Origin of the sequence: Psychrilyobacter sp. (assembly GCF_037132775.1) — a bacterium.
Taxonomy (GTDB): domain Bacteria; phylum Fusobacteriota; class Fusobacteriia; order Fusobacteriales; family Fusobacteriaceae; genus Psychrilyobacter.
The window spans coordinates 45,374-68,395 of record NZ_JBAHZY010000132.1 but is presented as its reverse complement, the minus strand read 5'-3'; the positions used below and the strand labels follow the sequence as shown (position 1 = coordinate 68,395).

21 protein-coding genes, 1 tRNA gene and 1 riboswitch are annotated in these 23,022 nt (G+C 32.8%); of the genes, 12 read left to right on the top strand and 10 right to left on the bottom strand.

The window, feature by feature from the left end; all coding sequences use genetic code 11:
- Positions 1 to 2 precede the first annotated feature (2 nt).
- From aroB to V5784_RS09210, 6 genes are all read left to right on the top strand, one after another.
- Positions 3 to 1,076, top strand: a complete 1,074-nt coding sequence (gene aroB, locus V5784_RS09235) for a 3-dehydroquinate synthase (RefSeq protein WP_336888742.1) — start codon at positions 3 to 5, stop codon at positions 1,074 to 1,076.
- Positions 1,077 to 1,182: 106 nt separating this feature from the next.
- Positions 1,183 to 2,457, top strand: coding sequence for a 3-phosphoshikimate 1-carboxyvinyltransferase (aroA, locus tag V5784_RS09230; RefSeq protein ID WP_336888741.1), 1,275 nt, complete (start codon positions 1,183 to 1,185; stop codon positions 2,455 to 2,457).
- Positions 2,458 to 2,478: 21 nt separating this feature from the next.
- Positions 2,479 to 3,558 carry a chorismate synthase gene (gene aroC, locus V5784_RS09225; protein WP_336888740.1) on the top strand — a complete coding sequence of 360 codons (1,080 nt, stop codon included), beginning with the start codon at positions 2,479 to 2,481 and terminating at the stop codon, positions 3,556 to 3,558.
- 10 nt (positions 3,559 to 3,568) lie between these two features.
- A complete protein-coding gene (locus V5784_RS09220) occupies positions 3,569 to 4,639 on the top strand; it encodes a chorismate mutase (protein WP_336888739.1) in 1,071 nt (356 codons plus the stop codon).
- Positions 4,629 to 5,441, top strand: coding sequence for a shikimate dehydrogenase (gene aroE, locus V5784_RS09215; RefSeq protein ID WP_336888738.1), 813 nt, complete (start codon positions 4,629 to 4,631; stop codon positions 5,439 to 5,441). Before V5784_RS09220 ends, aroE begins: the two co-directional genes overlap by 11 nt.
- Positions 5,442 to 5,460: 19 nt before the next feature.
- Positions 5,461 to 6,696 (top strand): aminotransferase class I/II-fold pyridoxal phosphate-dependent enzyme, encoded by a 1,236-nt coding sequence (locus V5784_RS09210; protein ID WP_336888737.1) that lies wholly within the window; start codon positions 5,461 to 5,463, stop codon positions 6,694 to 6,696.
- A 48-nt stretch (positions 6,697 to 6,744) separates the two neighbouring features.
- On the opposite strand, the gene V5784_RS09205 is transcribed toward V5784_RS09210, so the two are convergent.
- Positions 6,745 to 7,320 carry a xanthine phosphoribosyltransferase gene (locus tag V5784_RS09205; RefSeq protein WP_336888736.1) on the bottom strand — a complete coding sequence of 192 codons (576 nt, stop codon included), beginning with the start codon at positions 7,318 to 7,320 and terminating at the stop codon, positions 6,745 to 6,747.
- Between the two features lie 60 nt (positions 7,321 to 7,380).
- Positions 7,381 to 7,478, bottom strand: a riboswitch (purine riboswitch).
- Between the two features lie 91 nt (positions 7,479 to 7,569).
- Positions 7,570 to 8,823, bottom strand: a complete 1,254-nt coding sequence (gene eam, locus V5784_RS09200) for a glutamate 2,3-aminomutase (protein WP_336888735.1) — start codon at positions 8,821 to 8,823, stop codon at positions 7,570 to 7,572.
- Positions 8,824 to 9,140: 317 nt separating this feature from the next.
- On the opposite strand from eam, the gene V5784_RS09195 reads away from it, so the two are divergent.
- The 6 genes from V5784_RS09195 (at position 9,141) to V5784_RS09170 (ending at position 14,537) form a co-directional block, all read left to right on the top strand.
- Positions 9,141 to 9,794, top strand: coding sequence for an N-glycosylase/DNA lyase (locus tag V5784_RS09195; protein WP_336888734.1), 654 nt, complete (start codon positions 9,141 to 9,143; stop codon positions 9,792 to 9,794).
- A gap of 80 nt (positions 9,795 to 9,874) precedes the next feature.
- Positions 9,875 to 11,203 (top strand): tRNA (N6-isopentenyl adenosine(37)-C2)-methylthiotransferase MiaB, encoded by a 1,329-nt coding sequence (miaB, locus tag V5784_RS09190; RefSeq protein WP_336888733.1) that lies wholly within the window; start codon positions 9,875 to 9,877, stop codon positions 11,201 to 11,203.
- Positions 11,204 to 11,218: 15 nt separating this feature from the next.
- The gene (locus V5784_RS09185; RefSeq protein WP_336888732.1) at positions 11,219 to 12,235 is read left to right on the top strand and encodes a hypothetical protein; all 1,017 of its coding nucleotides are present in this window, start codon (positions 11,219 to 11,221) and stop codon (positions 12,233 to 12,235) included.
- 2 nt (positions 12,236 to 12,237) lie between these two features.
- A complete protein-coding gene (gene rho / locus V5784_RS09180; protein WP_336888731.1) occupies positions 12,238 to 13,485 on the top strand; it encodes a transcription termination factor Rho in 1,248 nt (415 codons plus the stop codon).
- Positions 13,482 to 14,438: a M23 family metallopeptidase gene (locus V5784_RS09175; RefSeq protein ID WP_336888730.1), complete on the top strand. Its 957-nt coding sequence runs from the start codon at positions 13,482 to 13,484 to the stop codon at positions 14,436 to 14,438. The genes rho and V5784_RS09175 overlap by 4 nt, the downstream gene beginning before the upstream one ends.
- Positions 14,439 to 14,461: 23 nt before the next feature.
- Positions 14,462 to 14,537: transfer RNA gene (locus tag V5784_RS09170), tRNA-Thr, on the top strand.
- Positions 14,538 to 14,619: 82 nt separating this feature from the next.
- On the opposite strand, the gene V5784_RS09165 is transcribed toward V5784_RS09170, so the two are convergent.
- The 8 genes from V5784_RS09165 to V5784_RS09130 form a co-directional block, all read right to left on the bottom strand.
- The gene (locus tag V5784_RS09165; RefSeq protein WP_336888729.1) at positions 14,620 to 15,030 is read right to left on the bottom strand and encodes a MaoC family dehydratase; all 411 of its coding nucleotides are present in this window, start codon (positions 15,028 to 15,030) and stop codon (positions 14,620 to 14,622) included.
- A gap of 2 nt (positions 15,031 to 15,032) precedes the next feature.
- Complete coding sequence (locus V5784_RS09160; RefSeq protein WP_336888763.1) at positions 15,033 to 15,698, bottom strand: 3-oxoacid CoA-transferase subunit B; 666 nt, start codon at positions 15,696 to 15,698, stop codon at positions 15,033 to 15,035.
- Positions 15,685 to 16,347 (bottom strand): acetate CoA-transferase subunit alpha, encoded by a 663-nt coding sequence (gene atoD, locus V5784_RS09155; protein ID WP_336888728.1) that lies wholly within the window; start codon positions 16,345 to 16,347, stop codon positions 15,685 to 15,687. The genes V5784_RS09160 and atoD overlap by 14 nt, the downstream gene beginning before the upstream one ends.
- Before the next feature lie 38 nt (positions 16,348 to 16,385).
- Positions 16,386 to 17,777, bottom strand: a complete 1,392-nt coding sequence (locus tag V5784_RS09150; RefSeq protein WP_336888727.1) for a short-chain fatty acid transporter — start codon at positions 17,775 to 17,777, stop codon at positions 16,386 to 16,388.
- 376 nt (positions 17,778 to 18,153) lie between these two features.
- Positions 18,154 to 18,942, bottom strand: a complete 789-nt coding sequence (locus V5784_RS09145) for an OAM dimerization domain-containing protein (RefSeq protein WP_336888726.1) — start codon at positions 18,940 to 18,942, stop codon at positions 18,154 to 18,156.
- On the bottom strand, positions 18,942 to 20,501 hold the full coding sequence (locus V5784_RS09140) for a lysine 5,6-aminomutase subunit alpha (protein WP_336888725.1): 1,560 nt from the start codon (positions 20,499 to 20,501) through the stop codon (positions 18,942 to 18,944). The genes V5784_RS09145 and V5784_RS09140 overlap by 1 nt, the downstream gene beginning before the upstream one ends.
- Positions 20,502 to 20,603: 102 nt before the next feature.
- A complete protein-coding gene (locus V5784_RS09135) occupies positions 20,604 to 22,046 on the bottom strand; it encodes a hypothetical protein (protein WP_336888724.1) in 1,443 nt (480 codons plus the stop codon).
- Positions 22,043 to 23,014 (bottom strand): hypothetical protein, encoded by a 972-nt coding sequence (locus tag V5784_RS09130; RefSeq protein WP_336888723.1) that lies wholly within the window; start codon positions 23,012 to 23,014, stop codon positions 22,043 to 22,045. The genes V5784_RS09135 and V5784_RS09130 overlap by 4 nt, the downstream gene beginning before the upstream one ends.
- Positions 23,015 to 23,022: the final 8 nt, after the last annotated feature.

The window sequence follows — 23,022 nt, the reverse complement described above, 5'->3', positions numbered from 1 at the left end:
ATATGGAAAAATTACATATAAATTTAGATGAGAGATCCTATGATATTTTTATAGAAAAAGGAATATTTGAAGAGGTAGGAAAATACGTATCAAAAATCTATAAGAAGAAAAAAATAGTTGTAGTTACCGATACAAATGTAGATAAATTGTATGGAGATAAGTTATTAAAAAATTTACAAAATTCAGGTTATATACCTTCAAAGGTAGTCTTTGATGCAGGGGAAGAAAATAAAAACTTTGATACCTTGACAAAAGTATATGAAAAAATAATCGACTCAGGAATAAAAAGAGGAGATCTGCTCATAGCTTTTGGAGGAGGAGTTGTAGGCGATTTAGCAGGGTTTGCAGCTTCTACAATATATAGAGGGATAGATTTTATACAGATACCCACCACATTACTTGCTCAGGTAGACAGTAGTGTAGGAGGAAAGGTTGCAGTGGATACAAGTAGGGGTAAAAATTTAGTTGGAAGTTTTTACCAGCCCAAGATGGTAATCATCGATCCTGATCTACTTAAAACTCTGGGTGAAAGGGAAATGAGGAGCGGGATGGCCGAGGTAATAAAATACGGTGCTATCTATGACAATGAGTTTTTTGATTTTCTAATGGAGAAAGATGGTCTAAAGAGTTCTATGGAGGACATAGAAAAGATTATTAAAAAATGCTGTGAGATAAAGGCAAAAATAGTAGAGATAGATGAGATGGATCTAGGGTTACGTATGATATTAAATTTTGGTCATACTCTGGGTCATGCCATTGAAAAATATTATGATTATACAAAATATACCCACGGAGAAGCAATCTCTATAGGTATGTATGAGATAACTAGATTAGGAGAGAGATTAGGAATAACAAAAATGGGGGAATCAGAAAAAATAAAGGAAATTTTGAAAAAATATGAACTCCCTATAGAGGATAAGGTTAAACTAGAAGATCTTATAGAAATTATGAAAAGTGATAAGAAAAATATATCAGGGATATTAAATTTTATATTTTTATCTGAAATAGGGAAGGTAGAAGTAAAGAAGATAGCAGAGGAAGAGATCACCAAAAAATTATGTAAAGAAAAAAAGTGAATTTTTTTAATGAATTAAAGTTTATAAAAACTTAGGTTATTACTAATCAGATTGCGACGTCACGTTGCTTTTATAAATAATAATCTTGTAGGGTAGGAGGGTAGAAATGAAGGTAAGAATAATTCCAAACGAATTAAAAGGAGATGTGGTGATACCACCATCTAAAAGTCTAGCACATAGAGCTATAATCGCAGGTTCATTAGCTGACGGAAAGAGTGTAATAACAAACCTTAATTTTTCAAATGATATAACAGTTACAACTCAAGCTATGAAAGATTTAGGAGTAGACATAGAAATATTTGAAGATTATGAAGTTATTACAGGATCTAAAAATCTGAAAAGGATAAATAGTACTATAAATTGTGGGGAATCAGGATCAACAATTAGATTTATGATACCTATATCTCTATTAGCCGATGGAGAAGTAACCTTTGTAGGAGAGGGAAAACTAACTACTAGACCACTCAATGTATTCCATGAGATTTTTGACAAACAGGGAATAAAATATAGTCACGGTGTAGAAGAACTTCCATTAACTATTGATGGGAAATTGAAATCGGGAAAATTTGAAGTGAGAGGAGATATAAGCTCGCAATTTATAACAGGTTTACTCTATACATTGCCAAAATTAGATGGTGATTCTGAAATAATTATAACTACTAATTTAGAATCTAAAGGGTATATAGACCTAACTTTAGATGTTTTAGACAGATTCGGCATTAAAATAATCAATGAAAATTATGAAAAATTTATTGTCCTTGGAAATCAAGGTTACAAGGCACATGATTATAGGGTCGAAGGAGATTTTTCTCAGGTAGCTTTTTGGTTGATAGCGGGATTTTTAAATGATGGTATCAATTGTCTTGGAATGAATCCTAAGTCACTGCAAGGTGACAGGGAAATAATAAAAATTTTAAAAAATATGGGTGGAGATCTAACAATAGATGAAGATGTAATGAGTATAGTGGGGAAGGAATCTTTTGGAGCAACAGTTGATCTAAGTCAATGCCCAGATTTAGGGCCTATAGTGACAGTCTTAGCTAGCTTGAGTGAGGGAACTACTAGGATAATTAATGCTGGGAGGCTGAGAATAAAAGAATCTGACAGGATAACTTCTATGACAACGGAACTAAATAAATTAGGAGCTAATATAGTAGAGACAGAGAATGGAATGATCATAGAGGGAGTAAAAAACTTAAAGGGTGGAGTAGAAGTAGATGCTTGGAATGATCATAGGGTTGCTATGGCATTGGCAGTAGCTAGTAGCAGATGTGATGAACCGATTATACTTACAGGCGCAGATTCAGTAAAAAAATCATATCCGAATTTTTGGAAAGATTTTGAAAAACTAAGTGGAAATATGGAAATAATAGAGGAATAAAAAACTAAAAAAGGAGGAGTTATGGGTTCAACTTGGGGGAGAAATATAAAACTTTCATTGTTTGGGGAATCCCACGGTATAGGGGTAGGAATTACCATCGATGGATTGCCGGCAGGGGTGGAATTAGATCTAGAGTTTATAAAAATAGAGATGCAAAGACGAGCCACAGGTAAAAATGAACTTACAACTGCTAGAAAAGAAGCAGATACCTTTGAAATATTAAGTGGATATTTTAATGGTTATACTACAGGAGCACCCTTAAGTATACTGATTAGAAATAGAGATCAGCAATCGAGAGATTATAGTAAGATAAAGGATATAGCCAGACCAGCTCATGCTGATTATACTGGATATAAAAGGTATGATGGGTACAATGATTATCGTGGAGGAGGACATTTTTCAGGTAGATTGACAGCTCCCATTGTGTTTGCAGGGGCAGTGGCAAAGCAAATATTAGAGTCTAAGGGGATCTATATAGGAACTCATATAAAGAGTATAAAAGATCTGGAGGATAGAGACTTTTGTGAAGGCGATTTAAATATAGAAAAATTTAAAAAGTTATCGAAAAAACAACTTCCATTTTTAGATGAAAACTTAGAAAATATAAGCCGGGAAAAAATACTAGAAGCAAAGAGTGAATGTGACTCCTTGGGAGGAGTGATAGAATGCTCTATCATAGGGATGAAACCTGGAATTGGAAATCCATTTTTTAATTCTATTGAGAGTCAGTTAGCTGGACTTATGTATTCTATACCAGCTGTAAAAGGAGTAGAATTTGGTGCTGGGTTTGGAATAACTAATCTATTTGGAAGTAAAGCCAACGATAGTATCTATATAGACGGCAATAAAGTAAAAACTAAAACTAATAATAATGGTGGAATCTTAGGAGGAATTACGAGTGGAATGCCTATAAACTTTAAGGTAGCTATAAAACCGACACCCTCTATATCAAAGGCTCAAAAAACTATAAATATGAAAACTAATGAGGAAACAGAATTTAAAATTATAGGAAGACACGACCCCTGTATAGTTCCAAGGGCTTTAGTGGTAGTAGAAGCAATGGCCGCCATAGGAATCTTAGATTTTTTGGTGATATCTTAGGATGGTGAAAATGAAGAAATTAGATAAATTGAGGATAGAGATAGATAAGATAGATAAAGAGATGGCAGAATTATTTGTAAAAAGAATGGAAGTTGTAGAAGAAATTGCAAAATATAAGCAGAGTATAGGAATGGAAATACTAGATACAGACAGAGAAAAAATAGTGATAGAGGAAAATTCCAAAAGGGTTACAGATGAAAAACTAAAAAAATATTATGTTGAATTTTTAGAAGGAAATATGAAAATATCTAGGAGTTTTCAAAATTCTATCCTAGGGCTAGATAAAGTGGTAGGATATCAAGGGATACCGGGATCATTTAGTTATTTAGCATTAAAAACTAAATATAAAGATGAACTCCTAAACTCTTATCAAAACTTTGAAGATGTATTTACAGCATTAAAAAATGAAGAGATTGAGGTAGGAGTACTTCCCATCGAGAACTCTTATACAGGGGATATAACCGATAATTTTGATCTTATGAAAAAGTATAATGCCTACATAATAGATATTATAGAGTTGAAAATAGATCATAATTTACTTGGCATAAAAGGGGCTAAGTTAAGTGATATTAAGGAGGTTTATTCCCATGTTCAAGGATTTAAACAATCTCAAACTTTTTTAAAAGGGAGAGGTTATAAGGAGACACCGTATTACAATACAGCTATAAGTGCAAAATATATAAGCGAGACAGAGGATATAACTAAAGGTGCTATAGGAAGTGCTGAAACAGCAAAGATCTATAACTTGGATATTCTGGCAAAGAACATCAATACCCATGAGGATAACACAACTAAATTTATAGTTATTGGAAATAAATTAATTGTAAATAAAAATCATAACAGGATCATGGTAGGATTTTCTACACATAATAAATCTGGAGATCTTTCTAATGTTTTAGGAAAGTTCAGTAAATACGGAATCAATATGTTAAGTATAAAGTCAAGACCTCTTAAAGATTCTCCTTGGGAATATATTTTTTTTGTAGAGTTAGAAGGGAATTACAAGGTTCTAAAATCTTCCATAGAAGAGATAGAGAAAAAAAGTAAATACTTTGAGGTGATTGGTAGTTATGAAAAATAAATATGCTTTAATTGGAGATAAATTAGGACACAGTTATTCTCCTATAATTCATAATATGATCTTTGAAAAATTTCAGATAGATGGAGAATATTCATTATTAGAAGTAAGGTGTAATAACCTGGCAGAAGTGGTAAAAAAATTAAGAGAGGAAGAGTTGTCGGGTATTAATATAACTATTCCATATAAAACAAATATTTTGGAATATTTAGATGAGATATCTGAAGAAGCTAAAGAAATAGGAGCAGTTAATACTGTAATTTATAGGGATGGGAAGTTAATCGGGCATAATACAGATTACTATGGATTCAAGATGATAATATCTAAATTAAAATTAGAAGTGAAAAATAAAAAAAATTTTATCTGTGGTGCTGGAGGTTCAGCTAGAGCAGTGATTAAATGTTTGGAAGATCTAGGGGGAGAAAATTATTTGGTTACCAGAGATGTAGAAAAAGCCAAAATAAATTTTAAAGATTTTAAAGGTTTGAATATTATTTCATACAAGGAACGAGAGTCTATATCTGAGAAGAATTTAATAGTTAATTGCACTCCTTGTGGGATGTATCCGAATATAGAATGTAGTATACTAGATGTAGAAGAAAAAAAAGAATATCGTGCTGGGATAGATCTTATCTATAATCCTCAGAAAACTAGATTTTTAGATGGATTTAAAGTAGGAGAAAATGGTCTGTTGATGTTAGTGGGGCAGGCTATAAAAGCTGAGGAAATCTGGCAGGATAGAGAAATATCGGTGGATGATACACAGGAAATCTATGAAAAGATAAAGGAATTAATGTATATATAACAAAAAAGAGGGGGAGAAAATGGGGATTTTAGCTAAAAGATCAAAAGATAAAAACATTATAGATACGGTATTTACCATGGTAAAAAAAGCCAATGATGCTAAGGTTAAGTATGGAATAGATAGTGTAATAGATGTAACGATAGGATCTCTTTGTGATGAAAATGGCAAATTTACTATTTTTGATTCTGTAAGTGAGGTATATAAAAATTTAGATAATATGGACATAGCACCCTATGCAGAGTCATTTGTTGGAAATAATGATTATTTAAGAGAGATAAAATCATGGGTATTAGGTGAACATGAAGAAAAATTTCGTGTAGGAGCTATAGCTACTCCTGGTGGATCTGGATCTGTGAGTTCTACGTTGAAAAACATATTGGATCCTGGAGAGACACTACTTATTCCAAATATTGGTTGGGGCCCCTATAAGATAATGGCAAGGGAACATGATCTAAAAATTGAGACCTATCAATTATTCAATGAGAAAGATGAGTTTAATATCGAGAGTTTCAGAGAAAGATCATCTGAAATAATGAAATCGCAGGGAAAAGTTTTGGCCATAATAAATGACCCATGTCACAATCCCACAGGATACTCTATGAGTAAATCTGAATGGGAGAATGTTGTGAGTATTATGAATGATCTATCTGAAAACGGAAATTTCATACTTTTAAATGATGTTGCCTATATAGATTATGCTGTAAAAGGATATAAAGAAAGTCGTAAATATATGGAATGCTTTACGGATTTATCTTCTAAAAATTTAGCTGTGTTCTCATTCAGTTGTTCTAAAACCCTTACTAAATATGGTCTTCGTGTAGGGGGAAGTGTATTTATCTCAAATGAACAGAAAAATATAGATGACTATATGAGAGCCAATGAATTTACATGCCGAGGTATATGGTCAAATGTTCCTAAGGGTGGAATGAAATTATTTTCAACTATTCAAGAAAATAAAACCTTAAGGAGTAAATTAGCAGTGGAAAGAGATGGTTATGTAAAATTATTGGAAAAAAGATCTAAAATATTTTTAGAGGAAGCTTTGGCAGTAGGTTTAGAAGTTTATCCGTATAAGGAAGGTTTTTTTATTACATTAAAGATAAAAGATGAAAAGATTCAAGAAAGTATGGAAAAATTAAATCAGCAAAATATATATCCAATCCAAGTAGCACATGGTATAAGGATTGCAATATGTGGAAGTCCTAGTAAAAAATTAGAGGGTTTAGCTCAAAAAGTCAAAAATATTATAGGATAAAAGAAGAGTTCTCTATGCTAATAAAAGCATAGAGAACTCTTCTTTTAATTATTTTATTTTGTTTAGTGTAATCTTACCTTTTTCCATCTTCTCAACAATAGCAAGTGATTCTAGGTGCAAACCCTCTTTCAATAGATTTTTTCTCCCCTCTTTAAATCCCTTTTCAATAACAATACCTACTCCTATAACAGTTGCCCCACCTTGATTCACGATATCTTTAAGGCCTAGAATAGCATTCCCTGCCGATAAAAAATCGTCGATTAGGAGGATATTTTCCCCTTCATTTATAAACTCTTTAGAAACAGTTAAATTGTAATTTGTTTCCTTAGTAAATGAATACACAGTGGTAGAGTAGAAATCGTCCATAGTAATGGGTTTGTATTTTTTAGCAAACACCATAGGGACACCAAGTTCTAAAGCAGTGATCATAGCAGGAGCGATCCCGGAAGCCTCGATAGTTAAAACCTTATCTATCTTCTTACCTTCAAATTTTTTAGCGAACTCTTTTCCAACTTGGCTCATAAGTTTAGGATCTATTTGATGATTAACGAATGAGTCAACCTTTAAGATCGAATCTGATAAAGCTAACCCATCTTTTAATATAGCATCATGTAATATTTTCATAATTAAACCTCCAAAAATGTTTTAAACACCTCATATCGAGTGAAATTATTAAGAAAATATTATTCTTAAAATTACACTCATAGTTAGCTATTTACGGCAGCTAGTAGAAACTTTCTTCCTTATTAAGAAAATATATGAGAATTGATTTTATCTATATTACCATAAGATTCCTAAAAAAACAAGGAAGGATAGAAAATGAAGAGGTAAAAAAAGCAGCTAACATAAGCTAGCTGCCAGTAGGAGTTCTAATTAATAGATCTCTCTTATATTTTTTGTAGGATGGTTTTCATACTTGATTACTTTACCTTCCCAAGTTCTAATCATAATATAATCAGTTCCACGAGATAACATATATTGAGGCATTAAAGGTGTTTTACCTTGTCCCTTTGGTGCATTAACAATATAAGTTGGAATAGCCATTCCAGAAGTAAATCCTCTTAGGTATTCCATGATCTCTAATCCATCATCTACAGATGTATTGAAATGTTCAGTTCCTTGAACATGTTTTGCATGGAAGATATAATAAGGTCTACATCTAATTTTTAATAACTCTTGATTCATAAGTCTCATTACAAATTTATTGTTATTGATACCATTTAATAAAACAGCTTGATTTCCTACAGGGATTCCATTGTTAGCTAATTTTTCACATGCAGCCTTAGCTTCAGGAGTGATCTCCTTTGGATGGTTGAAATGCGTATTTAAGTAGATAGGATGATACTTCTTTATCATATCTACTAGTTTATCTGTTATTCTTTGTGGCATAGTAACTGGTGTTCTACTACCTAATCTAATGATTTCTACATGGGGGATAGTTCTAAGCTCAGCTAAGATCCATTCCAACCTATCATCAGATAGTGCCAAAACGTCTCCTCCAGTAAGTAATACATCTCTAATCTCAGGATTATTTCTGATATATTCTATGGATTCTAAAAGATCTTTATCGTGGGTAGCGTTGTCGTTCTCACCGATATTTCTTCTTCTTTGACAATGTCTACAATACATGGCACATTCATTGGTTGTATTTATGATAAGTCTATCTGGGTATCTTCTAGTGATAGTTCCCGCAGGATTAGTATATTCCTCTCCCATGGGATCAGCGTCTCCAGAATTATTATCTAATTCTACAGCTGCAGGAATACTAAGTAATCTAATAGGATCATATTTATCCTTAGGGTCTAATAAACAAGCATAGTATGGTGAAACCGCCCATCTATATTTATCTCCGACACTTTGAATTTCTTTTTTTTCTTCTTCACTTAAATCTAAGATTAAGCTTAAAGTTTTAACGTCTGTAATTCTATTGGAAAGCTGCCATTTAAAATCATTCCAGTCTTTTTCTGTAGCCCCAAAATGTTCTAAAAGGATCGTCTTTGAAATTTCAAATTGTTTTCTTACACCTTCACTCATACCAGTTGGGATAGTGTCTCTTGCGATTAAATAATCATTTATTGTACCTTTAAGTTCTTCGGCCCTGTTTAGGGAAATTTCTCTACCAGTCAAAATATCTACCTCCTAAATTCTTGAATAACACACATAAATTGTATGCGTGTGTTATATGCATATTATATATTATATAGTGTATAATATGTATAGTGTATACTACCATTATACCGATATGGACATAATATGTCAAATTTTGATAGGTAAAACAAATAATGCATACTACATAAAATTGATATTTTATATAGTATGATGATCCTTTTGATTATCTAGTGATAAGGGTTAAAGACTTTTAAAATTTGTCATAAGGAGAAAGTTTGGGGTATAATTAGTTTGAATTGGTTTTAATTTATTGTAAGTGATAGGAGGGATCGGAGATGAATAATCAATATTTGATGGAGATAATGGAAGTCTATAAAAGGATAAAACCGACAATAGAAGATAGGATAGATGGGTATAAGGAAATTTGGTTTAATGGAAACAATGAGGATGTTCATGTGGAATTAGCTTTTTGTATTCTGACCCCTCAGTCTAAGGCAAGAGGAGCAGAAAAGGCAATAAATGGAATGCTCAAAGCTGAAGTATTTTGGGCTGGGATGGAAGATGATTTGATACCGTATCTAAATGTAGTGAGGTTTAAAAATACCAAAGCAAAAAACCTGGTGACTCTTCGGGAATTTATGAAAGATGAAGAGGGGAAGATAATCACTAAGACATTGGTAGACAAGATAGGTGACGTATTTGAAAAAAGAATTTGGCTAGTAAAAAATATCAAGGGAATAGGGTATAAAGAGGCTAGTCATTTCCTCAGAAATATAGGGTTTGGAGATGAAATAGCCATCTTAGACAGGCATATATTAAAAAATATAATGAGATTAGGAGTGATCGATGAAATTCCTAAAACTATAACTCCTAAAAAATATTTAGAGATAGAGAAAAAAATTGAAAAATATTGCAGAGAGATAGAGATTCCTATGGACCATTTTGATCTATTGTTATGGTATTTAGAGGCAGGGGAAGTGTTTAAGTAAACCTATCGAAAAACAAAGGATTATGTTATAATATATGGGATTAAGTTTTATATGTAAAAGACGTTAGATGGAGGGAATTAATGAGTAAGAAAAAAGCCACAATAATAACATATGGCTGTCAAATGAATGTAAATGAGACTGCTAAAATGAAGAAATTATTAGAGGAAAATGGATATGAGATGACTGATGATATCCACGATTCAGATGCGGTATTTTTAAATACATGTACCGTAAGAGGTGGAGCAGCAGGAAGGATAGAGGGGAAATTAGGGAACCTGAAAACTATAAAGAATGCAAGAAAAACTAAGATGATAATCGGCGTAACAGGTTGTGTAGCTCAAGAGGAAAAGGAACACATCCTAGAAAGAGCACCCTATGTAGATATAGTTATTGGGAATCAAAATATAGCACAGTTACCAGAAATTATGGAGAAAATATTAAAGGGAGAGGTAGTTCATGCAGTAGTGACTGACAAAGAAGATGAATTGCCGCCTAGAATAGATGCTAACTTTGGAGATGGGATTTCAGCTTCTGTAGCCATAAACTATGGATGTAATAATTTTTGTACATATTGTATAGTTCCATATGTAAGGGGACGCGAAAGATCGGTTTCCATGGAAGATATAGTGAATGATGTAAGGAAATATGTAAAAAAAGGATATAAGGATATTTTATTATTAGGACAGAATGTGAACTCCTATGGAAAAGATTTTGATAATAACCATGAGATTAATTTTGCTAAATTATTGAACGAAATTTGCCAAATTGAGGGAGAGTACTGGATTAGATATGTTTCACCGCATCCAAAAGATCTGACTTTAGATGTATTGGAAGTAGCTGCTAAATATCCGGAAAAAATAGCTCGGAATATGCATCTACCAGTGCAGTCGGGATCAACTAATATGTTAAAAGCAATGAATAGAAAGTATACTAGGGAAGATTATCTAGCCTTAGTAGGAAGGATAAAAGGTGCACTGCCAGATATATCACTTACTACAGATATCATAGTAGGATTTCCTGGGGAGACAGAGGAAGACTTTTTAGAAACCATGGATCTAATCAAACAGCTTAAGTATGAAAATGCTTACATGTTTATGTATTCTATCAGAGAGGGAACTCCAGCAGCAACGATGAAAGGTCAGATTTCAGAGGAAATCAAAAAATCCAGACTGCAGAGGCTGATGGATGTTCAAAATGAAAATGCAAAGGAATGCAGTTTGAGTTATGTAGGCAAGACTGTAAAAGTTTTAGTAGAAGGCACTAGCCATAGAAATAAGGAAAGAATGACAGGAAGGATAAGTGCAAATAAAGTAGTCATCTTTGAAGGTGACAGTTCTTTGAAGGGAACTTTTGTAGACGTTAAAATTGTAATGGCAAAAACATGGACTTTATACGGCGAGTTAGCATAAAACAGAGGTGAGAAGATGTCGTACGTATACATATTAATCTTTGTGATATTAGCAGGATTTATAATAGTGGTCGGTAAAAAATTAAGTTTATATGGAGATGCCATAGGTGACTTGATGGGGATAGAAAAATCCTGGATAGGGATCGTGATGTTAGCAGCAGTAACCTCACTGCCAGAGATGGTTACAAGTATCAGTGCTACCCTTATGGGAAACCCTCAAATGGCCGTATCAAATATATTTGGTAGTAATTTATTTAATATATTCGTAGTATTTATACTTGATATATTTGTATTGAAATCTACTTCTTTTTCATCCAAGGTAAGCAGTAGAAACTTTATGGCTGGTTTTTGGTCTATAATTTTAACGTTAATATTTTTATTGGGATTTTCGTTCCCAACAGAGGAAATAATGAATATTAGTTTATTTTCCTTGATAATTTTAGGAGTTTACTTTATAGCAATGAAATCGATCTATATTTATGAACATCAGAAAAATGACGAATTTAGTCAAAAATTGGAGGAAGAGATAAAGGAATTCCATGAGGTAGAAGAAAATGGGATAAGTTTACCTCAGGCAAAAAAGGGATTTGCTATGAGTGCATTTTTTATAGTTATTTTAGGTACTGGGCTTAGTTTTGTGGGAGATAAAATTGCTAACACACCATTCTTTGGAATTGAATTAGGGGAATCTTTTGTAGGACTTATGTTAATAGCTCTAGCAACATCTTTACCAGAATTAACTGTAAGTATTGAAGCAATTAAATTAAAGTCATATGACATGGCTGCTGGAAATTTATTGGGAAGCAATATATTTAATATAATGATTATATTTATTACAGATCTATTTTTAAGGGATCAAAATATATATCAATCATTGGGTGGGTTTCATAAGTTAACAGCTATATTTTCTATGCTGATACTTTTAGTATTTATGATGGGAATTATGTTTAAAAATAAAAAAAGAAGATATGATACATATATTATTGGATTAGTTTACTTTGTAGCAATGTATATACTATATATAAAAAGGTGATGATGAATTTGACAGATTTAAGTGGATTACTCCTTTCAGAATTAAGGGAGATAGCTAAAAAATTAAATATAGATAAATCTTATGAATATAAAAAATTGGAATTGATTGAAAAAATAAGCGAATATATAAGGGAAAGTGACGGACATACCATAGCTTGGGGTAGGATAGAAGTGTTTGCTGAAGGGTATGGTTTTCTCCGTGAAACCAATGTGGAAAAGGATGTATATATATCTTCTACACAGATAAGAAAATTTAAGGTTAGAAATGGTGATATAGTTTTAGGTGAAGCCAGAGTTCCAGTGGAGACAGAGAAAAACTATGCCATGAGAAAGATTCTCCTGATAAATGGAGATAATTTAGAAAAAGCAGAAAATCGTGTACCATTTGATGAGTTAATTCCGGCATATCCGGATGAAAAAATCCTCTTAGGAGGAAGTGGAGATATATCAGGAAGAGTTATTGATTTGATTGCACCGCTAGGAAAAGGACAGAGAGGTCTTATTGTAGCTCCTCCAAAAGCTGGTAAAACCATGCTAATAAGTAATATTGCTAATAGTATAATAAAAAATAATAAGGATTTAGAAGTATGGATATTACTTATAGATGAAAGACCTGAAGAAGTAACAGATATAAAGGAAACAGTTCATGGAGCTAAAGTTTTTTCGTCTACCTTTGATGAAGATCCCAGAAACCATATTAAGGTAACTGAAATGGTTTTAGAGAAAGCTAAGAGAATATTGGAAGATGGAAAAGATATTGTAATATTAATGGATTCTATAACAAGACTTGCAAGAGCTTATAATATTGTGATACCATCTAGTGGGAAGCTTATATCTGGTGGGATAGACCCAACAGCTCTATATTATCCAAAGAAATTTTTTGGATCGGCGAGAAACATTCGTGGTGGTGGAAGTTTGACCATCTTAGCTACAGCTTTGATAGATACTGGAAGTCGGATGGATGATGTTATTTTTGAAGAATTTAAAGGTACTGGAAATATGGATATCCATCTAGACAGGACTTTAGCGGAATTAAGAATATATCCAGCTATCGATATAAAAAAATCAGGAACAAGAAAAGAGGAGTTATTGATTGAAGCTGATAAACTCTCAACAATCTGGAAAATTCGTAGATATCTTAGTAAATTTAGTGCCGCTGAAAGTTCTAAACAACTAATAGACACTATAAAGAAAACAAAAAATAATGAAGAATTATTAAATTATTATTCGAAAGGAGAAGCAAAAAATTGAATAAAAAAATAAAAAAGCTTCTCATAGTTTTATTGATATTCAATGTATTTTTAGCATATAATACTATTAAAAAACTTGAAAAAGAAGTTGTTAATTTAAATGATTTTACAGATTACTATACTGAATCAGAGGCAGATAATGGTGGTTACCAGCTGTTAAGTTCTAATTTTAAAGTATATGAAAAAAAATATACCGTTGTAAGTAAAAAAATAAAAAAAGAATCAAAAACAAGAGCAAAGATCACATATTATAAAGTGAAATCAGGGGATACATTAGGTGGAATTGCCAATAAATTTGGGCAATCGCAGACTGTCTTAAAATATAACAACTCGAATATGGGAAAGTATCTAAAAATTGGAGAAAAACTTAAAATTACCAGAGGTAACTCCATAGCTTATAAGGTGATTAAGGGCGATTCTCTCTCAAAGATAGCTTTAAAATTTGGGAGAACTGTAAGGGAATTAAAAACTACCAATAATTTAACATCGAGTACAGTTCGTGTAAATCAAATGTTAATAATAAATAATCCCAAGGTAGATCTAGCTAGAATTACCAGGGCCAAGAAAGGGTTCAATGTATACTGGCCAACAGCATGGAAAGGTGTTACAAGTCCCTATGGTAGAAGATTTCATCCTGTATTGAAAAGATGGATAGGTCATATGGGGGTAGATTTACGAGCTCATTATGTAAATGTAAAAGCTGCGGAAAATGGAACGGTTACATATGCAGGATGGATGAGTGGATACGGTAAGATAGTTATTGTTAAACATTCTAAAGGTTATGAAACTAGATATGCACATTTAAATAAGATAAAAGTAAAAAAAGGTCAGAGGATAAATAGAGGTCAACTTATTGCAGAAAGTGGAAAAACTGGACGGGTAACAGGTCCTCATCTTCATTACGAGATAAGAAAATATGGTACTCCTATAAATCCAATGAAATATTTCAAATAATTGCTACCTAAGAGTAGCATTTTGCCGCCTTAGCTCACTAGGTAGAGCAGTACCATGGTAAGGTAGAGGTAGCCGGTTCGACTCCGGCAGGTGGCACCAAACTATAATATAAGACTATTAGGTCAAAAAAAAATAATTAAAAAATAAAGGAAATTAATCCTTGATTTTTTTTAATTATTTTTTATGCCTTTGGAAGCATTACACTGGCTTCTCCATCAATTACTATCTTGCCATCTTGATTTGTGCAAGTAGTTCTTAGAGTAGCTTTATCATTTCGACCTTCCTTAAGATCGATAATTTCAGCTTTAACTTCTAAAGTATCTCCTAAATAAACTGGAGCTAAAAATTTAATAGTCTGTCCTAAATATATAGTTCCTTCACCAGGGAATTTTGTCCCTAGAATAGATGATATATAAGATACTCCTAACATCCCATGAGCTATCCTCTTTTTAAACATAGTAGTTTTAGCATATTCCTCGTCTAGATGAACAGGATTATGATCTGTACTTACATCTGCAAATTTTTCTACATCTACAGCTTCTACGAGTTTATTAAAACTATAAGAATCTCCGATTTTTAATGATTTTATCATATTTAAACCTCCATTACTTTTATATCATCTGCCAAGATCAATTTTGCAGGTGTATTAGCTATTACATCTTCTATAGTATTGTATGGACCGATCTCTTTTAGTAATAATCCATCAGGTGTTACTTCGATAACTGCCATCTCTGTGATGATTAAATTTACCTGGTTAGCAGCAGTTAGAGGCAATGTACAGAGTGGAAAAATCTTTGGTTTACCCTTTGCAGTATGTTCCATGGAAACTATTACTTTTTTTGCTCCTACAACAAGGTCCATAGCACCACCCATTCCGGGAACCATTTTTCCAGGAATTATCCAGTTAGCAAGGTTACCTTTTTCATCTACCTGTAATGCTCCTAGGACAGTCATATCTACATGACCTCCACGGATTACAGCAAAAGACATAGCAGAATCAAAGAACACTGCACCATCTAAGGTAGTGATGGGCATTCCACCTGCATTGACAAGATCTTTAATCTCTTCTCCCTTTTGGGGGGCAGGACCTACTCCTATAAGACCATTTTCTGATTGAAAAATAATATCCATACCATCTGGAACATAGTTAGCAACAGCAGTAGGGAGACCTATACCAAGATTAACAACATCTCCATCATGTAGTTCTTGAGCAACTCTTTTAGCAATAATTTCTCTAATTAATTTTTTATCCATTATAATCACTTCCTACTATATGATCTACAAAAATTCTAGGTGTAACAACTTCATTTGGATTGATACTACCTACTTCTACTATATTTTCAGCTTCGACTATAACTATATCAGCAGCTGTAGCCATAAGAGGGTTAAAGTTTCTAGCGGTATTGGCATAGATAATATTACCTTTGGTATCCACAGTATGTCCTAAAAGGATAGCAATATCCGCTCTCAGAGGTTTTTCCAAAAGAAATTGTTTACCATCTACCTCTATTATTTGTTTACCATCTGCGACGATAGTACCTAGACCAGTAGGAGTAAGAACACCACCTAAACCAGCCCCTCCAGATCTGATTCTCTCTGCCAAAGTACCTTGGGGAACTAGCTCAACTTCAATCTCTTTTTCATTCATCTGTCTACCAGTTTCTGGATTTGTACCAATGTGTGATGTGATTACTTTTTTAACCATATTGTTATAGATAAATCTGCCCACACCACTATCTTTTATTCCTGTATCGTTAGATATAATAGTCAAGTTTTTCACACCTTTTTTTACAATGGCATCTACGATAGTGTGAGGTGTTCCGGTACCTAAAAATCCTCCCACCATGATGGTCATTCCATCTTCTATTTTAGATACTGCATCTGCAATATCAATTATTTTTTTAGACATAAACTTGTTTCCTCCTTTTTTATTTTAAGATATTAAATCTATAGAAACATTAAAACCAGTGAAATTATGACACCGGAGTAAATAAGTACTACCAAACAATAACCCATTATATCTTTAGCGCCTAAGCCTGCAATAGCGAGAGCAGGAAGAGCCCAGAATGGTTGTATCATGTTTGTCCATGCATCCCCCCATGCTATTGCCATGGCGGTTTTTGCTGCTGGAATACCTAGAGCAGCACCAGCAGGCATCATTATCGGAGCCTGAACTGCCCATTGACCTCCACCAGATGGAACGAAGAAGTTAACAAGCCCTGCACTTAAAAAAGCAAAGAAAGGGAAAGTCGTTTCAGTTGAAATATTAACAAACATTTGAGACATGGCTCCAGCAATAGAAACTCCATGTGCACCTTGTCCAACCATGATACCCATAATACCTGCATAGAAAGGGAATTGTAATATGATTCCAGAAGCTCCTGTTGTAGCTTCTTTAATTGCATTTAAAAATTTTCTAGGTGTACCGTGTAGTATAATTGCAGTGAATAAGAATACAAAATTAACTATATTTAAGTTTAATACAAATCCATTTTTCATAAAATATGAAATTATATAAGTATAACCCATTATTCCTAAAAATAGAGAAATAACTTTATTGTTTTCTATTTTTTCTGCTGGTGTCATAGTAGCAAAATTTATTTTTTCTTCTGGAATCTCTATGAGAAGATCATTGTCTATAGTTATAACATCATCTTTTTTTGGATGCATAGCTCTATTGACAAAGGGTAAAGTAACAAATAAAATAGCTAAGATAATCAAATTAGTCGATGAAAAAATAGTCATAGATGTAGGAATCGCAGCTGTAACAGCACCAGCAGTTGCACTTTCTAGACCATCACCAGATGCAAGTTTTAAAGGGATTGAAGCTGATAACCCCCCATGCCATACTAAAAACCCAGTATACGCAGAGGCAATCAATAATCGATAATCTACACCTTTTACTTTTTTAGCAATTTCTTTAGCAAATATAGCCCCAATTACGAGACCAAAACCCCAGTTGATAAATGAAGCTAATACAGAAACTACAGTAACTCCTATTATGGCTTGAGATGGATTTTTTAATTTACCGGCCATGGATGATAAGGTTCTTTTAAAGAATGGAGAATTAGCCATAGTATGCCCTGTAACTAATACTAAAGCCATCTGCATAGCGAAAGATAATAAACTCCAAAATCCATTGGTCCAGTCATTGATAATAGACATAGGAGATTGTTTAGTAATAGGGATTGCAATCAAAAAAACTATAAATGTCAAAATGGCACAAAATATAAATGGATCAGGTAGATATTTTTGTATTAATATTACACAAAAATTTGTAAATTTTTCAAAGATATTCTTTTGTTTACTACCTGTTTCATTAACTGCTGTTTTATTCATAGAATCTACTCCTTTTAAATTTAAAAAACAATAAAAGTATTTAAATTTTTACGAAAAACTCTAAATTTCATGAAAAAAGTGTAATTCGTAGTCAAATGTTTTTATTATACTATCAAAAACATTAAATCACTTATATCTAAGTTAAATTTAATGTTTTTTTTAATATAATGTAAAAACAATATAAGTATACTTCATTATCCTTAAAAGTAAAGAAACAATCTTATTATTTTTCTTTTGGAAACCCTAAAAATAGATTATTATCTATGGTTATAACACCATCTTTTAAAAAGAAATTTAGGTTTATAAAAACAGAAAAAAGTAACAAGAAAAAGTTCTTGTTACTTTTTTCTGTTTTTTATTTTAAAAAGTTTTATTATTATACTAACTTTCTTTTCACCATTTCTTCTACAATAAATGTTGCTACATCATCTGCATATTTTCCAGGTCCGAATCCGGCATCATAACCTAATTCTTTAGCTAGTTCATGGGAGATCCTAGGACCTCCAGCAATAAGTACTACCTTATCTCTGATTCCTTCAGCCTCCATCAATTCTACTAGATGAGTCAAGTTTTGGATATGGACATTTTTTTGAGTAACTGTTTGAGAAACTAGTAGTGCATCAGCTTTTAACTCGATGGCTTTTTTGATGAACTCCTCATTTTCTACCTGAGATCCTAAGTTATAAGCTTCGATCCCTTTATATCTTTCAAGACCGTAGTGACCAGCGTATCCTTTCATATTCATAATAGCATCTATTCCTACTGTATGAGCGTCAGTTCCTGTACTAGCTCCTAGGATAACTATATCTCTTTTAATATTTTCTTTGATAAAGTTTTGTACTCCGTACATATCCATAGTCTCTACATCTACTGTTTCTACATGGATCTCATCATAATCTACAGTATGGTTCAATGATCCGTAAACTACATAGAATGAGAAGTGAGTGTCTAAAGCTTTATAATGAGAAACAGCCGGTTCAAGTATTCCCATTTTTCTAGCCAATTCTTTAGCTGCTTCAGCACCTTTTTCATCAGCAGGAACTGGTAAAGTCAGACTGATCTGTACCTTTCCATCATTCATAGTATCTCCATAAGGCTTTAATTTTTTTAGGTCTAACGTAGTATCAAAACTTTTATCTTCAGTTGAATATAATCCTCCACTCATTATTTGTCACCTCCAATCATTAGTTCCATAAATGGATTAAAGTATGTAGTATCCTTTACAAATACTCCATTTAACCCTTTTCCACCATCAATAGGTCTTTTAATACCTGCGAATTTACCTTTTTGAAGGGTATCAAACATTCCTGTTGTTTCGATCTCTTTGATTAGGTCTCTACCTTTTTCAAGAACTTCCTTGGCACGATTCACAATTATTCCATCTTTTTTAAATGTTATTTCAGAACCAAAATCTTTCATATTTTTGAATATATATTGAGCATTATCGATGGCAAGAGCTCTATCAGACATAAATGGAGTATGGATAGCTTCGGTCATGATTCCCATCAGATGAAGTCTTTGTCCTGTCATAATAGTGACCATATTAAAGAGAGTATCCTGTACGTGTCCCTTGAAGATATCTCCAGTCATAAATTTTGTAGGAGGCATGTATTTTAAAGGTGCTTTTGGAAATATTTCTCTAGCCATTTGAGCTTGAGATAGTTCTAACAAGAATCCATTTTCTGTATCTGGATGGATCTCAAATGCATGTCCTAACCCTTGCTGTTCTTCAGGCAGATTAGCAAGAAGTGCAAACTGTTCATTTATAAATTGAGAAGCTAATACTGTATGAGCTTCCTCTATTGCGTCTGCTGTAGTAAGGTAGTTATCCTCACCGGTATTGATGATTACCCCTGCAAATCCATTGATGATTCTAGAAAAATATTGATCTACAAATGTTCTTTTCATGTTGATATCTCTGAATAAAATTCCATAAAGAGCATCATTTAACATTACATCTAGTCTTTCAAATGCTCCCATAGCAGCGATTTCAGGCATACATAGACCAGAGCAGTAGTTACAAAGTCTAATATATCTACCTAATTCTTCTCCTACTTCGTCTAGTGCCTTTCTCATTATTCTAAAGTTTTCTTGGGTAGCTAATGTCCCGCCAAATCCCTCTGTAGTAGCTCCAAAAGGTACATAGTCTAATAAACTTTGACCTGTACTTCTGATAACAGCGATGACATCTGCCCCTTGTTTAGCAGCAGCTACAGCTTGAGTTACATCTTCATATATATTTCCAGTGGCTACAATAAGGTATAAAAGTGGCCCTGTTTTGTCTCCAAATCTTTCTAAATAAGATTCTCTGTCCTTTCTGTTGTTTGCAATTTTATCAGTGTTTTCACGAGCAATTTTGTCTATAGCTAATTTTATTTCAAAAGCATCATGGGTAGATATTTTCCCCAGATTCAATTCTCCGTGAGATATTTTTTCAGCAATCTCTTGAGGTGAAAGGCCAGTTTCTACCATGGCATTTCCAATATAGTGGGAAACTCCTAAAGTAAGGTTTCCCTCTTTTTCAATATGTTCTACCACTATATTTGGTAAAGGTACTTCAAATTTATCTATTCCGTCTATACCAAGTAAACGACAAATTGTTCTTTCTACCGACACTGTTGAGTGATCATCTATATAAGTTTGTACATCTAAGGCGATATTTTTAGCGGATTTTCTAGTCTCTGCCACTACATCCCAGTCTAAGTGTAATTTTGAATTTTGCATATTATTTTCCCCCATGACTCTACCTTTTTAATACTCTCTACTATATAAGTCTTTCTCCCTATTGGGGGGGAGAGTGCCGACAGGCGAGAGAGGGTTAAAGAGTTAGTATAAATTTTTTATTATATCTTTTAAATCCCCATCGATTCCAATTAAAGTTGCTACATTGAGTGCATCCTTTGGAACTTCAAGGTTAGAATGAATCTTTTCTATGGAATAATCCATATGTTTTTGGATCAGAGAGATTGAATTTTGATTATTTAGATCAATCTTTCTTTTTAAGCTATCAAAATCTATATTCTTTAATCCAACAACTTGATAATGAGGAGTCGAATCATCGACTACACCATCATAGTGAGTTGCCATGATTGAAAAACTGTTAAACTGTTTCATATAATTTGATAATCCCCTTACAAACTTTTTACCTTCACTTGGGTTGGTACCCCGGGCAAATTCATCTAGTGCAATAAATCCCCTGTCATAGGTTTTTAGACACCCTGTAATTTCTTTAAGTTTCATTATTTCAGCTCCAAAACTGCTGAGCCCTTTGGAAACGTCTTGAATATCATCGGATAAAAACTGTATAAACTTTAATATAGGAATAGTCGCATAGTCTGAAAAAACGTAAAAGCCCATTTGTGCAAGGATGAGATTGAGAGTAAGGGTTTTTAAAATAACACTTTTCCCTCCCATATTGGCTCCTGTTAAGATAGTATTACCAGTTTTTAATAGGATATCTAATTTTTGAAATTCTTGGTTTTTAATTTTTAAAGTTTCTAAAATTTCTGGATTAAACATTCCGACAAATTCGATGTGTTCGCCTATTTCAGGTCTGTTAGCACCATATTTTATAGCGAGTTTTGCTTTAGCTAAGGTGAAATCAATATTTGCAACCTTGTCGATATCTATAAGAATATCGGCGGTATAAGAAATTAGTTGTCTGCTTATCTCTATTTTGGTTTTAGATTCTTCACAATTTTCTAAAATAACGATCTCTCTTCTCTCTTCCTTTAGTTTTATCTGTAGTTCGTTATCTGTAGTTGAAAAAATTAATTTTTCAATTTCTGACTTTTTATTTCTGATCTCTTTTAATTTTTCTGAATATTCATTATAGATATGAAAGGTAGGTATTTTTTTTGATCCTGGATCTAAAATATCTATAATAGGACTTAAATCAACAAGATGAAAATCTTTTAAAAATATATCATTTGAAATACTTTTAATCTCCATAAAGATCATGGTATTTATCTTTAACTCAAATAATTCAACCTCATCTAAAATTCTTCCTTTTTGAAGATTTAAAACTATATTGTATATGTTTTTTAACTTCATAAGGAACAGTTCTACTTTTTGGATCTCTTTTTTATTCTGCTCGCATATTTTTATAAAAAATTCTAAATGATCAAAAATTTTTTCTAAAGTTTCAGCTTCTTCTATGGGAACGATATCTCTTTTTTTTTGGTTACCATATGGAGATATTGTAGCCAGATTATTTGTGAGATATTCCAATCCAATTTTTTCTTTGTTTTTAAGATCAAGGTATCTCATAGTTTTCCTCCTACAATATCTACAACATCTATATCTATAGATGTTTTTAATAGTTTACAAAATTTTTCACTCTCAAATGAATGTCCATAAGGGGATGTGGGATTGCAGGTCAAATATAGAAGGTTAATGCTGTCTAATACCTCTAACTTGACCGGTATCATAGATAATTTATGGTATATATTAGAATCTATAAAAATTTTTGTTCCATCTTCTATGACGATCGTAAAATTTTTAAACAACTCTCTATTTTGTATGATAGATTCTATCAATCCCTTGGATACAGCACCTCCTAAAACTAAAATTTTATGATTAGGTTTGACTGCATCTACTATCTCCCTATGAGAATTGAGGGAAGTAAGGAGGTCTAAGACCTCTATATTTGATTGGGTATCTATAAACCCAATTTTTCCCATTTTTAATATTTGTCTGGCTAAATCTACTATTTCTTCAGAGCATTTTGGTAACTGTAACATCTCTACATTGTGACGACTCTCCTCTACAACTCTTGTCAAATCTGGGGAAAAACTAGCTCCAGTAGCTAGTATAGTGGCTTCTGAAACTAAATTTCCTGCACTGCCTTTTCTACTAAGTGCACCATCAATGAGGACTAAGTCACATCCAAAACCTAGCATAAGATCTCTTACTTTTATAAGAGCTGAATTGTAGGAGGGGCCAGCTACATCTACAAATCCGTTGCTGAGTGCCCTCATAATTATTATTTCACCCATAGGGGTGGAGATCCCTGTGGTAGCTAGAATTTCCTTGGTTATATCACATTTGCAGAGTAAATTTTTAGCTGTCGCAATTAGACTCCCCTTTTCTACATAAATTTTAGGTTTATGTGTATTGGTTACTCTGTCACAGTCTTCACCATCACGTCCAATAGAAGTAAGGCCGATAACTTTAGTTCCCTTTAAATTTTTTAGTATATAATTTAAAGTGGTAGTTTTCCCTGAATTTTTTTCCATTCCGATAA

Coding starts and splice junctions, on each gene's coding strand:
- aroB (WP_336888742.1), top strand. CDS start 3: ATGGAAAAATTACATATAAATTTAGATGAGAGATCCTATGATATTTTT.
- aroA (WP_336888741.1), top strand. CDS start 1,183: ATGAAGGTAAGAATAATTCCAAACGAATTAAAAGGAGATGTGGTGATA.
- aroC (WP_336888740.1), top strand. CDS start 2,479: ATGGGTTCAACTTGGGGGAGAAATATAAAACTTTCATTGTTTGGGGAA.
- V5784_RS09220 (WP_336888739.1), top strand. CDS start 3,569: ATGAAGAAATTAGATAAATTGAGGATAGAGATAGATAAGATAGATAAA.
- aroE (WP_336888738.1), top strand. CDS start 4,629: ATGAAAAATAAATATGCTTTAATTGGAGATAAATTAGGACACAGTTAT.
- V5784_RS09210 (WP_336888737.1), top strand. CDS start 5,461: ATGGGGATTTTAGCTAAAAGATCAAAAGATAAAAACATTATAGATACG.
- V5784_RS09205 (WP_336888736.1), bottom strand. CDS start 7,320: ATGAAAATATTACATGATGCTATATTAAAAGATGGGTTAGCTTTATCA.
- V5784_RS09195 (WP_336888734.1), top strand. CDS start 9,141: ATGAATAATCAATATTTGATGGAGATAATGGAAGTCTATAAAAGGATA.
- miaB (WP_336888733.1), top strand. CDS start 9,875: ATGAGTAAGAAAAAAGCCACAATAATAACATATGGCTGTCAAATGAAT.
- V5784_RS09185 (WP_336888732.1), top strand. CDS start 11,219: ATGTCGTACGTATACATATTAATCTTTGTGATATTAGCAGGATTTATA.
- rho (WP_336888731.1), top strand. CDS start 12,238: ATGAATTTGACAGATTTAAGTGGATTACTCCTTTCAGAATTAAGGGAG.
- V5784_RS09165 (WP_336888729.1), bottom strand. CDS start 15,030: ATGATAAAATCATTAAAAATCGGAGATTCTTATAGTTTTAATAAACTC.
- atoD (WP_336888728.1), bottom strand. CDS start 16,347: ATGTCTAAAAAAATAATTGATATTGCAGATGCAGTATCTAAAATAGAA.
- V5784_RS09150 (WP_336888727.1), bottom strand. CDS start 17,777: ATGAATAAAACAGCAGTTAATGAAACAGGTAGTAAACAAAAGAATATC.
- V5784_RS09145 (WP_336888726.1), bottom strand. CDS start 18,942: ATGAGTGGAGGATTATATTCAACTGAAGATAAAAGTTTTGATACTACG.
- V5784_RS09140 (WP_336888725.1), bottom strand. CDS start 20,501: ATGCAAAATTCAAAATTACACTTAGACTGGGATGTAGTGGCAGAGACT.
- V5784_RS09135 (WP_336888724.1), bottom strand. CDS start 22,046: ATGAGATACCTTGATCTTAAAAACAAAGAAAAAATTGGATTGGAATAT.
- V5784_RS09130 (WP_336888723.1), bottom strand. CDS start 23,014: ATGGAAAAAAATTCAGGGAAAACTACCACTTTAAATTATATACTAAAA.